Here is a 15,013-nt window from a genome sequence, read left to right on the forward strand (position 1 = left end):
CTGCCGCCGTCGCTGTCGGTGACGCCCGAGCCGACGCCCTCGCCGGCCGAGGTCGCCGATGACGGGGCCGAAGCACGTCCGCGCCGCACGCGGCGCCGCCGCACCAACGACGATGACGAGGCGGCACCGCCGGCAGCGTGATCGCGCGGTAACGACCGGGAAAAACAGGGCGGGCCTCGGTTGGGAGGTCCGCCCTTTTTTGTGCCGCGACGAACCGCACCACCCTTCTTCACGCGTGGCAGGGCGCTGCTGCGACACGTTCAGGGCGAACGCGCCGCCCAAATCACTCACGATCAAACCCCTGCCGCCTCGCCGATCGCGGCGTAGATGCGGTCGAGGTCGGTGTCGTCAATGCAATAGGGCGGCATGACGTAGATGGTGTTGCCCAGCGGGCGGAGCAGCAGATCCTGCTCGCGGAAGCGCGCCAGCAGCGCCGGGCCAAGGCGGGACAGATAGCCTTCCCCGCCGCCCGTCAGGTCGATCGCGGTGATCGTGCCGATCGCGCGGGCGTTGCGGACGTTGGGCAGCGCCCGCAGCGGGGCGAGCCGCGCCGCCTGTCGCGCGCTCAGGCCGGCGATGCGTTCCAGCACCGGCTCATCGCGCCAGATCGCCAGATTGGCGTTGGCGGCGGCGCAGGCGATCGGGTTCGCGGTATAGCTCGACGAATGATAGAACATCCGCGCCCGGTCGGACGACAGGTGCGCGTCGTAGATCGCGTCGCTCGCCATCGTCACCGCCAGCGGCAGCGCGCCGCCGGTCAGTCCCTTGGAAAGGCACAGCAGGTCGGGGACGATGCCGGCCTGCTCGCACGCTAGCAGCGTGCCGGTGCGGCCCCAGCCGGTCATCACCTCATCGGCGATCAACAGCACGCCGTGGCGCGCGCACACCGCGCGCATCTCCGCCAGCACCGCCGGGGGGTAGATCAGCATCCCGCCCGCGCCCAGCACCAGCGGCTCGACGATGAACGCGGCGGCGCCGTCGCGGCACGCCGCCTCCAGCGCGTCGATCGTCGCCTGCTCGTTGCCGGCGGCGGGGAAGGGGATGGTGCCGGTGTCGAACAGCAGCGGGGCGTAGGCGGCGTTGAACACCCCGCGCGCGCCGACCGACATCGCGCCGATGGTGTCGCCGTGATAGCTGTGTTCGAGCACCAGGATGCGGTGGCGCGGTTCGCCGCGATTGGCCCAATAGCCCAGCGCCATCTTCAGCGCGACTTCGACGCAGGTCGATCCGGAATCGGAATAAAAGACGTGGGCGAGTTCGCGCGGCATCATCGCCACCAGATCACGCGCGAGCGTCTCGGCCGGCTCGTGGGTCCAGCCGGCAAAGATCACCTGATCGAGCTTGCGCGCCTGGTCAGCGATCGCCGCCATGATGCGTGGGTGGCGGTGGCCGTGGGTGGTCACCCACCATGACGAGATGGCGTCGACGATGCGGCGGCCGTCGTCGGTGTAGAGCGCCGCGCCCTCGCCATGGGTGACCAGCGGGATCGGCTCGTTCAGGCCGTGCTGGGTGAACGGGTGCCAGACCGGGGAGCGGTTCATCGGAAATCCGCCAGGTCGAAGTGCGCGGCGAAGGCGGCGGCGAGCGTGGCCGCGTCGAGCGGATCGAGCCGGGGCAGGCGCCCGAGCCGCCGGACGCCGCCGATCCGGGCGATCGTCGCCTCGCTGTCCTCCACCGCCTCGCCGATGAAGGCGACCCCCAGGATCGGCACGCCGCGCGCGCGGAGCGCCTCGATCGAGAGCAGGCTGTGGCTGATCGTGCCGAGGCCGGTGCGCGCGACCAGCACCGTCGGCAGCGCCCATGCCGCGAACTGGTCGGCGGACAGCAGATCGTCGGTGAGCGGCACCAGCACGCCACCGGCGCCCTCGATCACCAGCGGACGCATCGGCGGGGGGGACAGGCGGGCTGGATCGATCGTCACCCCATCGATCGCGGCGGCGCGGTGCGGCGAGCAGGGGGTGGCCAGCCGATAGGCTTCGGGCAGGATGCGGTCTGCTGGCAGGCCGGACAGCGCGCGCACCCGTTCGGCATCGCTGCCGTCGTCCAGCCCGGCCTGCACCGGCTTCCAGTAATAGGCGCTCAGCGCCCCGGCGAGCGCGGCGGCGAACACCGTCTTGCCGACGTCGGTGTCGGTGCCGGTGACGACGATCGCGGTCATCGCAGCGCCTCCGCCAGCACGCCCGCCAGCGCCGCGACATCGGCGGGCGTCGCGTTGTTCGTCAGCGAGATGCGCAGACGCGACGTGCCGGGCGGCACCGTCGGCGGACGGATGCCGCGCACGTCGAACCCGGCGGCCTGCACCGCCGCGGCCACCGCCATCGTCCGCGCGTCATCGCCGATCATCAGCGGCAGGATCTGCGATCCGGTCGGCAGCACGCCGCACGGCGCCAGCGCGGCTTCGGCGACGGCGACCAGCGCCTGCAACCGGTCGCGGCGCTCGGGCTCGTCGGCCAGGATGCTCAGGCTCTCGCGCACCGCCGCCGCGATCAGCGGCGAAGGGGCGGTGGAAAAGATGAAGCCGCGCCCGCGATTGACCAGGAAATCGCGCACCACCGCCGGGCCGCACACCAGCGCGCCTTCGCTGCCCAGCGCCTTGCCGCAGGTGCGCAGCGTCACGACATTGTCGCGCCCTTCCAGATGCCCGGCCAGCCCGCGCCCGTCGGCGCCGAACACGCCGGTCGCGTGCGCCTCGTCGATCAGCAGCACGCCGTCATGGCGTTCGGCGATCGCGAGCAGATCGTCGAGCGGGGCGCGGTCGCCGTCCATGCTGTACAGGCTCTCGACCGCGATCCACGGCCGCCCGACGCCGCCGCCGGCGCGCCAATGCCCGATCATGTCGTCGAACGCCTGCGCATCGTTATGCGCGGCGGCGGACGCGGTGGCGCGAGACAGCCGCATCCCGTCGTGCGCGCTGGCGTGGATCAGCGCGTCGTGGACGATCAGGTCGCCGCGCTGGGGCAGCGCCGCGAACAACGTGGCATTCGCGGCGAACCCGCTGGAGAAGAACAGCGCGGCCTCGCTGCCGAAGAACGTTGCCGCTTCCGCCTCCAGCGCTTCGTGCTCGGGATCGTTGCCGCGCAGCAATCGTGACCCGCCCGATCCCGGCGCCACCCCGCGCGCCAGCGCGTCGCGGATCGCGTCGCCCAGCCGGAGCGAGGTCGCCAGTCCGAGATAATCGTTGGAGGCGAAGTCGATCCCCGCGCGCGTGCGCAGCGTTCGCCGCCGGGCACTGGCGGAAAGCCGGTCGAGATCGGCGCGATGCGCGGCGAAGGCGGTCATGGCGCGCGGGTAGACCGCCGGAGTGCGCGCGACAATGGTGCGCGCGCCGGGGCTGGCGATATCGCGCGCGACTGCCTAGGGACCGAATCGATGACAGCCACGACCACCCGCACCGACTGGACCCGCGCCGAGATCGCCGCGCTGTTCGACCTGCCGTTCACCGAACTGCTGTTCCGCGCCGCCGAGGTGCATCGCGCGCATCACGCGCCGGACGAGGTGCAGCTGTGCACCCTCCTGTCGATCAAGACCGGCGGATGCCCGGAGGATTGCGGCTATTGCTCGCAATCGGCGCACGCCAATTCTGGCGTGAAGGCGACCAAGCTGATGGAGGTGCAGGGCGTGCTCCAGCGCGCGGCCGAGGCGAAGGATGCCGGGTCGCAGCGGTTCTGCATGGGCGCGGCGTGGCGCAATCCCAAGGATCGCGACATGGATGCGATCATCGCCATGGTGCAGGGCGTGCGGGCGATGGGCATGGAAACCTGCATGACGCTGGGCATGTTGACCCCGGCGCAGGCGCGGCGGCTGGCCGATGCCGGGCTGGATTACTACAACCACAACATCGACACCTCGCCCGAACGCTATGGCGACGTCATCACCACGCGCAGTTTCGACGAGCGGCTGGACACGCTCGACCATGTTCGTGATGCCGGCATCAACGTGTGCTGCGGCGGCATCGTCGGCATGGGGGAAACCCGCGCCGATCGCGTCGGCTTCGTCCACGCGCTCGCCACGCTGCCGCGCCATCCCGAAAGCGTGCCGGTCAACGCGCTGGTGCCGGTCAAGGGCACGGTGCTGGGCGACATGCTCGCCGACACGCCGCTCGCCAAGATCGATGACATCGAGTTCGTCCGCACCGTCGCGGTGGCGCGGATCGCGATGCCGCTCAGCATGGTCCGCCTGTCGGCCGGGCGCGAGAGCATGAGCGAGGCGACCCAGGCGATGTGCTTCCTGGCCGGCGCCAATTCGATCTTCACCGGCGACAAGCTGCTGACCGCGGCCAATGCCGGCGACAGCGCCGATGCGGCGATGTTCGGCCGGCTCGGCCTGCGCGCGATGGCGGGTGAGGAGCCGATGCGGGCCTGCGCGGCGCCGGTGGTGCCGGCCGCCGCCGCTGCCTGATCGCGGCGCATCCTTGCAACGCGGGGAGAATCGTATACTAAACTGACGGCTTTGTGAGCGGCGGTCGTCCGGCCCCGCCTCCTTTCCCTGCCGTCGGAGGATGCCCGTGAGCGATATGGTCGCGATGACGCTTGACGAGGTCGCGGCGCTGTCGCGCGCGATCCTGACTCGCCACGGGCTCAGCCCCGACCATGTCGAGGCGGTGACCGCGACGGTCGTCGCCGGCGAGCGGGACGAATGCGCGTCGCATGGCGTCTATCGCCTGCTGGTGTGCGTCAACACGCTGCGGACCGGCAAGGTGTCGATGGATGCGGCGCCGGTGATCCACGATGTCGCCCCGGCGCTGGTGCGGGTCGATGCCGGCGGCGCCTTCGCGCAGCTTGCCTTTGAGCGCGGGCTGCCAGTGCTGGCGGCCAAGGCCAAGGCCAACGGCATCGCCGCGATGGCGCTCAACCGCTGCGTCCACTTCGCCGCGCTGTGGCCGGAGGTCGAGGCGGTGGTGGCGCATGGCCTCGTCGCGCTCGCCACCACCCCCAGCCACGCCTGGGTCGCCCCGGCGGGCGGGGTCAAGCCGTTGTTCGGCACCAATCCGATCGCGTTCGGCTGGCCGCGCCCCGGCGCCTATCCCTATGTGTTCGACTTCGCCACCAGCGCGGTCGCGCGCGGCGAGATCGAGCTGCACCGCCGCGCCGGAAAGCCGATCCCGGAAGGGTGGGGCATCGACGCGGACGGGCAGCCGACCACCGATGCCGCCGCGGCGCTGGGCGGCGCGATGCTCACCTTTGGCGGGCACAAGGGGTCGGCGCTGTCGACGATGGTCGAATTGATCGCCGGCCCGCTGATCGGCGACATGACCAGCGCCGAATCGATCGCGTTCGACGATGGCGCGGGATCGTCGCCCTATGGCGGCGAGCTTATCGTCGCGATCGATCCGGCCGGGTTCCTGGGCGCGCAGGCGGCGGAGCATATCGCACGGGCGGAGGCAGTGTTCGACGGCATCACCGGCCAGGGCGCGCGCCTGCCGTCGCAGCGCCGCTACGAAGGACGCGCGCGCAGCCTAGCGAATGGCGTCCGCGTGCCCAGGCCGCTGTACGACGATCTCCAGCGGCTGCTGGATTAGGGGTTCGTACCGTAATTGCCCGTTCGCCCTGAGCTTGTCGAAGGGCCGTTCTCCCTCTTGTGACGTAGGAAGAAGGGCGGAGCTTCGACAAGCTCAGCACGAACGGAAGTGGAGGCCGCCTACTTCACCGCCGCGAAATGCTTCGCATACCAGTCCAGCGAGCGGTCGAGGAAATCGGCGACGTGCTGGGTCTCGCGCATCGAGTGGCCCTCGCGCGGGTAGCGCAGCATCACCGCTTCGACGCCGACGTCCTTCAGCGCGGTGAAATACTGCTCGTCCTCGGCCGGGTTGACCAGCAGGTCGTTGTCGCCGTGGCTGAGCAGCACCGGGGTCTTGACCTTGTGCACGAATCGAATCGCCGAGCGGCCCCACAGCATGTCGTTGATGCCGTCCTCATGCGGCTTGCCGAAATATTCCTGCTGCAGATAGTCGTGATAGACCGACATGTAATTGTGGCTGACCAGGTTGGAGATGCCCGCCCACGGAATCGCCGCCTTGAACCGCTGGTCCTGCGTGATCAGCCAGTTGGTGAGCTGCCCGCCATAGCTCGCGCCTTCGATTCCCAGCCGTTTTTCGTCGAGCGCCGGATATTTCGCCAGCGCGGCGTCCAGCCCCGCCAGCACGTCACGCCCTTCGCCGCCGTCCTGGTCGCGCGCGATCAGATTGGCGAAGCTCTGCCCATAACCGGTCGAGCCGCGATAATTGACCATCAGCGAGGCATAGCCCGCCGCCGCCAGTGCCTGGTTCTTGGCGGAGAAGGCCGGACCCTGCTGGCCGTGGGGTCCGCCGTGGATCACCACGATCAGCGGATATTTGCCGCGCGCGCTGGCATCGAACCCGGCGGGAACGGTCAGGAACGCCTCGACGTCGCGATCGTCGAACGTCTTGAAGGTGAACGCCTCGACCGGGGCCAGCGCCTTGCGACCGAGCACGCCGGTGTTGAGGCTGGTGACCTGGGTCGGCGCACCGCGACCGCCGCGGAAGACATAGAGTTGGGCGAGGTCGCCCGGCGTCGCCATCGCCGCGACGATCGTGCCGTTGCGCGCGACGCTGAAACCGCTGACCGATCCGCGCGCCTCCGGCGCCGGGCCGATCCGTTCGGCGGCGCCGCCGGTGGCGGGCAGGCGATAGAGCGCGACGCTGCCGCGCGCCTGTACGGTGAAATAGACCGACTTGCCGTCGGGCGACCACACCGGGCGCCCCTGCGTGCTGTCCACGCCCGCGCCGATCTCGCGCGCCTGCCCGCTGGCGACGTCGAGCGTCCAGGCGTGCGGCTCCTCCATGTTGCTCTCGGAGGAAGTGACCTGCCGCTTCAGCCCCGAATAGAGGATCGTCCGCCCATCCGGCGACCAGGTGGGCGCGCTCTCGATGCCCCTGGTGTGGGTGATCTGCCGGATCGCCTTGGTCGCGAGATCGAGCGTGAAGATGTCGGCGTTGTAGGTCAGGTCGGGATCGGCCTCGTGGTTCGATACGAACAGCAGCGTCCTGCCGTCCGGCGACCAGTCGGGCGAGTGCTCGTAATATTGCCCGTCGGTCAGCTGGGTCACCTGCCCCGATGCGACGTCGGCGACGAACAGGTGCAGGTGCTTGTTGTCGTTGAACCGCGCCGGCCAGCCGCGCGCCGGGCGATACCAATAGCGGGTGATGACGATCGGATCGGCCTCCATCTCCGGCTCGGTCGAAGGGGTGGCGGACACGAATGCGACGCGGCTGCCGTCGGGCGACCAGACGTAGCGCGCGCCCATGCGCGGCAGCGGGTGGTTGGTGTCATCGAGGTCGGCCAGCTTGCGCGCGCCGGACCCGTCGGGATTGGCGATCATCAGCCCGTCGGCGCCGCGATACAGCACCTTGCCGCCGTCGGGCGACCATAGCGGGCCGCCGCCCTCGATCCCCTCGGCCGATCCCCATGGCGCCGACTTGCCGGTGGCGAGGTCGAGCGACCACAGCCGCGTATAGGGCGCGCCGATACGGTCGGCATATTGGACGGTGAACAGCGCGCGGCGGCCATCGGGCGCGATCTGGGGATCGGCGGCGAAGCGCAGGTGGAACAGGTCGGCGCTGACGAAGCGGTCGCCGGCCCCGGCGGCGGGGACCGACTCGGCGCGGACGGGCGGCTGGTTCTGGGCCGTCGCCGGAGTCGCGAGGGCCATCGCCAGCCCCGCGACTCCCCACATCAGCGCGCCGATTCCGTTCGCATTTTTACCCATCTGGTCGCCCTCCGTACATTTTGATACAATAACGTATACTGTATTCAAGTCGAACGATAACCTTGGGAGAAGGAAGTGGCAAATTTCCGAAGTTTATCAATTGGATCAGGAGTTTGGGTCAAATTGAGTAGATTTTATACTGGACCGTCGACCCCCTCCGATCGCATGATAACCGCGTGACCCTGATCGTCCGCAACCTCTCCGACCAGCTTGTCAACCTGGTTCGCGACCGCATCCTTTCCGGCCGGGTGGCCCCCAACAGCGCGATCCGGCAGGACGCGCTGGCCGGGGAACTGGGCATCAGCAAGATCCCGCTGCGCGAGGCGCTCGCGCGGCTGGAGCAGGAGGGGCTGGTCCAGTCGCACGCCAATCGCGGTTTCTTCGTCCGCGACCTGAGCACGGCGGAGGCGGAGGAGGTCTACCACCTGCGGCTGATGCTCGAGCCGGAAGCGACCGTCACCGCGTCGCGCAACGCCACCGAGGCGGAGCACAAGATCGCGATCGACACGCTGGCGACGCTGTATCAGGTGACCGATGAGGGCGGGGAGGGCGTCGGCGCCTTCAACCGCGCCTTCCACCTCGCGCTGCTCCAGCCGAGCGGGCAACTGATCACCGTCAATATCCTCGAACGGCTGCACGTGCTGTCCGAACGCTATGTCCGCAAGCATCTGGAGCCGCTGGGCCGCGACGAGCGCGCCAACGTCGAGCATCAGGAGATGCTCAAGGTGTGGCTCGCACGAGACTACGACCGGCTTCATGCGCTGACCACCGCGCACATCCAGACCACGCTCGACGACCTGCGCCAGCAATTGCCGATCGCGGCCTAGGTTCACGCCCAGCCGCCACCGCACGCCAGGAGGAACCGCAGGGGCCGGGGCGACGCGGCGGGGATGCGTTGACTCGTTCCAGCTAATGAATAAAGTATACCATCCTGTGGGGGGATGAGAGATGGGCTTGCGGGCGGCGGTGACGGGCGCGATCGCGCTGCTGGTGATGGCGACGTCGCCTGCGGCGGTGACGCCCGCGGCGCTGGCGCAATCCGGCACGCCGCTGCGGATCGAGCAGATCTATGGCCCCGACGCGGTGACGCTCGACCGGCCGCTGGCCAGCAAGTGGCTGGGCGCGGGCGATCGCTATACCACGCTGGAGAAATCACCGGCGGTCGACGGCGGTGTCGATATCGTCCGCTATGACACCGCGAGCGGGCGGCGGTCGATCCTGGTCGATGCGCGCGCGCTGGTGCCGCCAGGCGCGGCCCGGCCGCTGGCGGTGGCAGACTATGGCTGGTCCCCGGACGGGCGCACCCTGATGGTGCAGACGCGCGCTCCGGCGGCGCGGCGCAACAATCCGATCGGCGATTATTGGCTGTTCGACCTCGGCAGCCACACGCTGCGCCGGCTGGGGCAGGGGCTGCCCGCCGAGAGCCTGCTCTACGCCACCTTCGCGCCGGACGGTTCGCGGATCGCCTATGTCTCGGGCAACAACCTCTATGTCGAGGCGGTCGCCGGCGCGGGTCCGGTCCGGCTGACCGACGACGGCGACGAGCACATCCTCAACGGCCGCAGCGATGTGGTCTATGAGGAGGAGTTCCGGCTGGGCAAGGCGTTCCAGTGGAGCCCGGATTCGCGCCGCATCGCCTATTGGCAGTTCGATACGCGCGGCGTCGGCACCTTCTACATGATCCGCAACACCGACGGCCAGTATTCGCAGCCGGTGCCGCAGCAATATCCCAAGCCCGGCACGACCAATTCGGCGGTGCGTGTCGGCGTGGTCGCGGCCGATGCGCCGGGCACGACATGGTTCGCGCTGCAAGGCGACCCGCGCAACATGTACGTGCCGCGCATGGACTGGGCCGGCAATGCGGGCGAATTGCTGATCCAGCACGAGAACCGGCTTCAGAACACCAACCACGTCATGATCGGCGACGCCGCCACCGGCGCGGTACGTGAACTGATGACCGAGCGCGACGACGCGTGGCTGCTGCCCAACGACGAGGTCCACTGGCTGGACGGGGGCAAGAAGTTCACCTGGCTCAGCGAGCGCGACGGCTGGCGCCACCTCTATGTCGTGTCGCGCGACGGCGCCGGGTTCGACCTGCGCACGCCGGGTGATTTCGACGTCGTCAGCGTCGAACTGATCGACGAGAAGGCGGGGCAGGTCTATTTCATCGCCGCGCCCGACAACGTCACCCAGCGCTATCTCTACCGCGCCAGCCTGACCGGCGCGCCGCGCCTGACCCGGCTGACCCCGGCCGCCGCCGCCGGTACGCACGACTATGATCTGGCGCCCGGCGCGAAATGGGCGTTCCACACCTTTTCCACCGTCGACACGCCGCCGGTGATCGACGTCGTCGCGTTGCCCGATCACAAGCGCGCGCGGGTGATGGCCGACAACCCGCGGATGCGCGCGCTGCTCGCCGCCACGCCGCACCGGCCGACCGAGTTCTTCAAGGTCGATATCGGCGGCGGCACCGTGCTCGACGCGTGGATGATGAAGCCACCGGCCTTCGATCCCGGCAAGAAATATCCGATGCTGGTCTATGTCTATTCGGAACCGGCCGGCCAGACCGTCGCCGATCGCTGGGGCGGCGACCGTTATCTGTGGCACATGATGCTGGCGCAGCAGGGCTATCTGGTGGCCAGCGTCGACAGCCGTGGCGCCGCGGCGCCGCGCGGGCGGGCGTGGCGCAAGGGCATCTATCGCCAGGTCGGCATACAGGCGTCCGCCGATCAGGCGGCGGCGGTGCAGCGGATGATGGCGGAACGGCCCTATATCGATCCGGCGCGGATCGGCGTGTGGGGCTGGTCGGGCGGCGGGGCGATGACGCTCAACGCGCTGTTCCGCTATCCCGACCTCTACAAGGCGGGGATCGCCGTGGCGGGGCCGTCGAACCAGCTGCTCTACAATTCGATCTATCAGGAACGCTACATGGGGCTGCCGGACGACAATGCCGCCGGCTATCGCGACGGTTCGCCGATCAACTTCGCCCAGAATCTGAAGGGTGATCTGCTGATCGTCCACGGCACCGGCGACGACAACGTCCATTACCAGAACAGCGAGCAGCTGATCGACCGGCTGATCGCGCTGAACAAGCCGTTCCAGATGATGGCCTATCCGAACCGGACCCACGGAATCAGCGAAGGCGCCAACACCCGGCTCCACCTGTTCACCATGGCGACCCGATATCTGAACGATCACCTGCCGGCGGGAGGGAAATGAGATGACCAGGATGGCATTGCGGGCGGCGTGCGCGCTGCTGCCGGTCGGGATGGCGCTGGCCGCGATTCCGGTGACGCCCGCCGTCGCCGCGCAGGGCGACGGCTATGCCGCGCTGGTGACGCTGTTCAACGAATGGCGCGCGTTCGAAAGGCCGGTGCTGCGCGACGGCGTCGCCGATTATGGCGCGGCGGCGATGCAGGCGAGGGCGGCGGCGCTGCCGGCGTGGCAGGCGCGGCTCGCGGCGATCGATCCCGCCGGCTGGCCGGCCGCGCAGCGCAACGATTACAAGCTGGTCCAGGCCGAGATGAACGGCCTCGACTTCGACCTGCGCGTGCTGCGTCCCTGGGCGCGCGACCCGGCGTTCTACGTCAGCGTATGGCCCAGCCGCACCGACGTGCCGTCGCGCGAGGCGCCGGCATCGCAACCCGAGACGTGGCTCTACGACTACAAGTTCCCGCTCTCCGCCGCCGATCAGCGCACGTTGACGGCGCGGTTCGCGGCGATCCCGGCGCTGCTGGCCCAGGCGCGGGTCAACCTGAAGGACAGCAATGCCCGCGACCTGTGGGTGCAGGGGATCACCATGGTGCGCGGCCAGGCGCGCGCGCTGGCGAAGCTTCAGGACGGCACGCTGGTCGTCACCACGCTGGAAGGCGAATGGCCGGCGACGCTGAAGGGCGCCAGCCCGGCGCTGGTCAAGGCGGTGGCGGCGGCGCGCACGGCGACCGACGACTACATCGCGTGGCTGGAGGCGGAGGCGCCGAACAAGACCGGCCCGTCGGGCATCGGCAAGGACAATTACAGCTGGTATCAGCAGAACGTCCACTTCATTCCCTATAGCTGGGATGACGAGGTGGCGTTGTTGCGGCGCGAGCTGGAGCGCGCCCATGCTGCGCTGCGGCTCGAGGAGTATCACAACCGCAACCTGCCACAGCTTCAGCCGGTCGCCGACGCGGCGGCGTTCGACAAGCTGTCACGCGACCGGCTCGACACATTCGTCCGCTTCCTGGTCGATCAGCGGATCATCCCCGACAAACCCTATCTGAAGGCGGCGCTGGAGCCGCAGCTCGGCGGGTTCGTGCCGGAGGGGAAGCGCGCCTTCTTCGCCCAGGTCACCCACCGTGAGCCGATGCTGCTGTTCAGCCACGATTATCACTGGATCGATCTGGCGCGGATGCGCGACGAGCCGCACGCCAGCCCGATCCGCAAGGGCGCGCTGCTCGCCAACATCTGGGACAACCGCGCCGAAGGCTTCGCGACCGCGTTCGAGGAGCTGATGATGCACGCCGGGTTGTACGATGACAATCCGCGCGCGCGCGAACTGGTGTGGATCATGCTGGCCAACCGCGCGGCGCGCGGGCTGGCGTCGCTGTATGTCCAGTCGAACGAATGGAATCTGGAACAGGCCGGGCGCTTCCATTCGGACTGGACGCCGCGCCGCTGGGCGATCGCCGGCGACGACCTGACCTCGTTCGAGCAACTGCTGTACCTGCGCCAGCCCGGCTACGGCACCAGCTACATCACCGGCAAGCTGCTGTTCGACCGGCTGGTCGCCGATGAGGGGCGTCGAGTCGAGCGCGAGGGCACGCCGTTCGACCTGCGCGACCTGCTCAGCCGGTTCAACGACACCGGCATGATCCCGACCATTCTGGTCGACGACGAACTGGAGGCGCCGAAGCGCTGAAGGGATCAGAACCGTGCCAGGTCGAACGGCGCGAGATCGATCGCCGGTGCGTCGCCCGCCACCAGCGCGGCGATCGCCTCGCCGGTCAGCGGACCGAGGGTGAGGCCGAGGTGCTGGTGACCGAACGCATAGAACAGGTTCCGCGCCACACCGCTGCGGCCGATCGCCGGCAGATAATCGGGCAGCGTCGGCCGCGCGCCGATCCACTCGCTCGCGGTGTCGAACGGTACGCCCAGCGCCGCGACATGCTCGCGCAGCCGCCGCCACTTGCGCGGATCGGGCGGGGTGCCGGCGGCGGCGAATTCGACGAAGCTGGCCGCGCGCAGACCACCGGTGAAACGGGTGACGATCATCGAGCGATCCTCGAACACCACCGGCGGCAGGTCGGTCGGCCAGCCGATGCCCGACGACTGGATGTGATAGCCGCGTTCGGCGATGATCGGGACGCGGTGGCCCAGCGGACGCATCAGCGCGCCGCTCGCCACGCCGGCGGCGACGATCAGCGCGTCGGCGCCGATCGTCTCCCCATCGGCCAGCACCGCCGCGACCATGCCGTCCGCATCGAGGCGCAGCGAATCGACCCGCGCATCGCGCCGGGTGATGCCCAATGCGAGCGCGGCGGCCTCGAGCGAGTCGGCGAGCGCGCTGGGATCGGCGATCTGCCCGCTGCCGTCGAAACGGATCGCCCCGGCGACCGGGACCGCGAGCAGCGCCTGGATCGCGGCGATCTCCGATGCGCTCGCGTCGCGCCACCGCGTGATGCCGGTGTCGGCCCCGGCCCAGTGCGCGCGGCCGCGCCGGGCGCTCTCCGCCGATTCCCAGACGATGAAATGGCCGTTCTCGATCAGCAGTTCGGGCGCGCCGGCCTGATCGAGCAGGCGACGCCATGCCGGCATCGCCTGTGCCAGCACCGATTCGAGCGCCGCCTTGCCCCGATCGAAATTTGCCGGGCGGGCCGCCAGCAGCAGCCGCAGCGAAAAGGGCAGCCAGTCACCCAGCGCGCTGAGCGGCAGCGACAGCGCGCCGCGCGGGAACAGGCGCCGGGGCATCGAACGCACCGTCGCCATCGACGCCAGCGGCTCGACCTGTTCGATCGCGATATGGCCGGCATTGCCCCACGACGGGGTGCCGCGCATCCCGGTGTCGCTGACCAGCGTCGTCGGGATTCCGCGCCGCCGTATCGCGATCGCCGCGCTCAGCCCGACGATGCCGCCGCCAATGACCAGTGCGCTGCTAGGTTTTTTGGTGATTGGCTTTTCCGATCTTATAACGTATACGATACTGGACTTAACGGAGGGCTCAGTGAAATCTCAAGCGAATTTGTGGACCGGTGTATATCCGGCCGCGACCACCCAGTTCGCCCCGGACGGTTCGCTCGATATCGATGCCACCCAGCGGGGGCTGGTGGCGTTGGTCGAGGATGGGGTCACCGGGCTGATCCTGCTGGGGACGTGCGGGGAGAATAATTCGCTCGATCCCGAAGAAAAGCTGACGGTGCTGCGCGCGGCGGTGGAAGCGGTCGGCGGCCGGGTGCCGCTGGTCACCGGCGTGTCCGAATTCACCACGCGCCGCGCGGCCGATTTCGCTCGCGAGGCGGAAAAGATCGGCGTCGACGCGCTGATGGCGCTGCCGGCGATGGTCTATGTGCCGACGTCCGACGAACTCTACACCCATTTCCGCACGATCGCGGAGGCGGTCAGCCTGCCGATCATGCTCTACAACAATCCGCCGGCCTATCGCGTGGCGGTCGATTTCGAGACGCTGGAAAAGCTGGTCCCGGTCGAAAACGTCGTCGCGATCAAGGAAAGCGCGCCCGATCCGCGCCGCTTCACCGACGTGCTCAACCGGTTCGGCGACCGCTATACGGTGATGGCCGGGCTGGACGATGTCGCGCTGGAAGGGATGCTGCTGGGCGCGTCGGGCTGGGTGTCCGGGCTGACCAGCGCTTTCCCGCAGGAATCGGTCGCGCTGATGGAGGCGGTCTATGCCGGCGACTGGGTGGAGGCGCGGCGCATCTATCGCTGGTTCATGCCTTTGTTGCATCTCGATGCCGATCATGATCTGGTCCAGTCGATCAAGCTGGCGGAGGAGATCATGGGCCGTGGGTCCGAACGGGTCCGCCTGCCGCGCCTGCCGCTGGCCGGCGCGCGCCGGGCGGAGGTGATCGCGATGGTGGAGACATGCGCCGCGACGCGACCGCTGGCGGCGCTCGCCGCCTGATGCGCCACAGCTTCTTCTGCATCGATGGCCACACGGCGGGCAATCCGGTTCGCCTGGTGGCCGGCGGTGCGCCGCTGTTGCAGGGGGCATCGATGGCCGAAAGGCGCCAGGATCTCCTGGCACGGTTCGACTGGATTCGCACCGGATTGTGTTTCGAGCCGCGCGGGC

At 69.2% G+C, this 15,013-nt stretch carries 12 protein-coding genes; 7 read left to right on the forward strand and 5 right to left on the reverse strand.

Annotated features, from left to right (window positions below):
* Window positions 1-293: 293 nt before the first annotated feature.
* From VNR91_RS09005 to VNR91_RS09015, 3 genes are read right to left on the reverse strand one after another with little or no spacing between them, the layout of a single operon-like run.
* Entirely contained in the window at window positions 294-1,541 is a 1,248-nt protein-coding gene (locus VNR91_RS09005; RefSeq protein WP_325490430.1) for an adenosylmethionine--8-amino-7-oxononanoate transaminase, read from the reverse strand.
* On the reverse strand, window positions 1,538-2,158 hold the full coding sequence (bioD, locus tag VNR91_RS09010; protein WP_325490431.1) for a dethiobiotin synthase: 621 nt from the start codon (window positions 2,156-2,158) through the stop codon (window positions 1,538-1,540). Before bioD ends, VNR91_RS09005 begins: the two co-directional genes overlap by 4 nt.
* Window positions 2,155-3,279: an 8-amino-7-oxononanoate synthase gene (locus VNR91_RS09015; RefSeq protein ID WP_325490432.1), complete on the reverse strand. Its 1,125-nt coding sequence runs from the start codon at window positions 3,277-3,279 to the stop codon at window positions 2,155-2,157. The genes bioD and VNR91_RS09015 overlap by 4 nt, the downstream gene beginning before the upstream one ends.
* Before the next feature lie 90 nt (window positions 3,280-3,369).
* On the opposite strand from VNR91_RS09015, the gene bioB reads away from it, so the two are divergent.
* The gene (gene bioB / locus VNR91_RS09020; protein ID WP_325490433.1) at window positions 3,370-4,398 is read left to right on the forward strand and encodes a biotin synthase BioB; all 1,029 of its coding nucleotides are present in this window, start codon (window positions 3,370-3,372) and stop codon (window positions 4,396-4,398) included.
* Between the two features lie 100 nt (window positions 4,399-4,498).
* Window positions 4,499-5,518: an Ldh family oxidoreductase gene (locus VNR91_RS09025; protein WP_325490434.1), complete on the forward strand. Its 1,020-nt coding sequence runs from the start codon at window positions 4,499-4,501 to the stop codon at window positions 5,516-5,518.
* A 119-nt stretch (window positions 5,519-5,637) separates the two neighbouring features.
* On the opposite strand, the gene VNR91_RS09030 is transcribed toward VNR91_RS09025, so the two are convergent.
* Window positions 5,638-7,725 (reverse strand): S9 family peptidase, encoded by a 2,088-nt coding sequence (locus tag VNR91_RS09030; protein WP_325490435.1) that lies wholly within the window; start codon window positions 7,723-7,725, stop codon window positions 5,638-5,640.
* A gap of 176 nt (window positions 7,726-7,901) precedes the next feature.
* On the opposite strand from VNR91_RS09030, the gene VNR91_RS09035 reads away from it, so the two are divergent.
* The 3 genes from VNR91_RS09035 (at window position 7,902) to VNR91_RS09045 (ending at window position 12,625) form a co-directional block, all read left to right on the forward strand.
* A complete protein-coding gene (locus VNR91_RS09035; protein WP_325490436.1) occupies window positions 7,902-8,552 on the forward strand; it encodes a GntR family transcriptional regulator in 651 nt (216 codons plus the stop codon).
* Between the two features lie 121 nt (window positions 8,553-8,673).
* Window positions 8,674-10,944: a S9 family peptidase gene (locus VNR91_RS09040; protein ID WP_325490437.1), complete on the forward strand. Its 2,271-nt coding sequence runs from the start codon at window positions 8,674-8,676 to the stop codon at window positions 10,942-10,944.
* A 1-nt stretch (window position 10,945) separates the two neighbouring features.
* Window positions 10,946-12,625: a DUF885 family protein gene (locus VNR91_RS09045; protein WP_325490438.1), complete on the forward strand. Its 1,680-nt coding sequence runs from the start codon at window positions 10,946-10,948 to the stop codon at window positions 12,623-12,625.
* A gap of 5 nt (window positions 12,626-12,630) precedes the next feature.
* Here the strand turns inward: VNR91_RS09045 and VNR91_RS09050 are convergent, their stop codons facing one another.
* A complete protein-coding gene (locus VNR91_RS09050) occupies window positions 12,631-13,875 on the reverse strand; it encodes an FAD-binding oxidoreductase (RefSeq protein WP_325490440.1) in 1,245 nt (414 codons plus the stop codon).
* A gap of 52 nt (window positions 13,876-13,927) precedes the next feature.
* Here VNR91_RS09050 and VNR91_RS09055 point away from each other — a divergent pair, with 52 nt between their 5' ends.
* Entirely contained in the window at window positions 13,928-14,845 is a 918-nt protein-coding gene (locus tag VNR91_RS09055; RefSeq protein ID WP_325490439.1) for a dihydrodipicolinate synthase family protein, read from the forward strand.
* Window positions 14,845-15,013, forward strand: a 169-nt coding sequence (locus tag VNR91_RS09060) for a proline racemase family protein (protein WP_325490441.1), incomplete at its 3' end; no start/stop codon positions are given. The genes VNR91_RS09055 and VNR91_RS09060, both read left to right, overlap by 1 nt.

Origin of the sequence: Sphingomonas sp., from assembly GCF_035555815.1 — a bacterium.
Taxonomy (GTDB): Bacteria; Pseudomonadota; Alphaproteobacteria; order Sphingomonadales; family Sphingomonadaceae; genus Sphingomonas.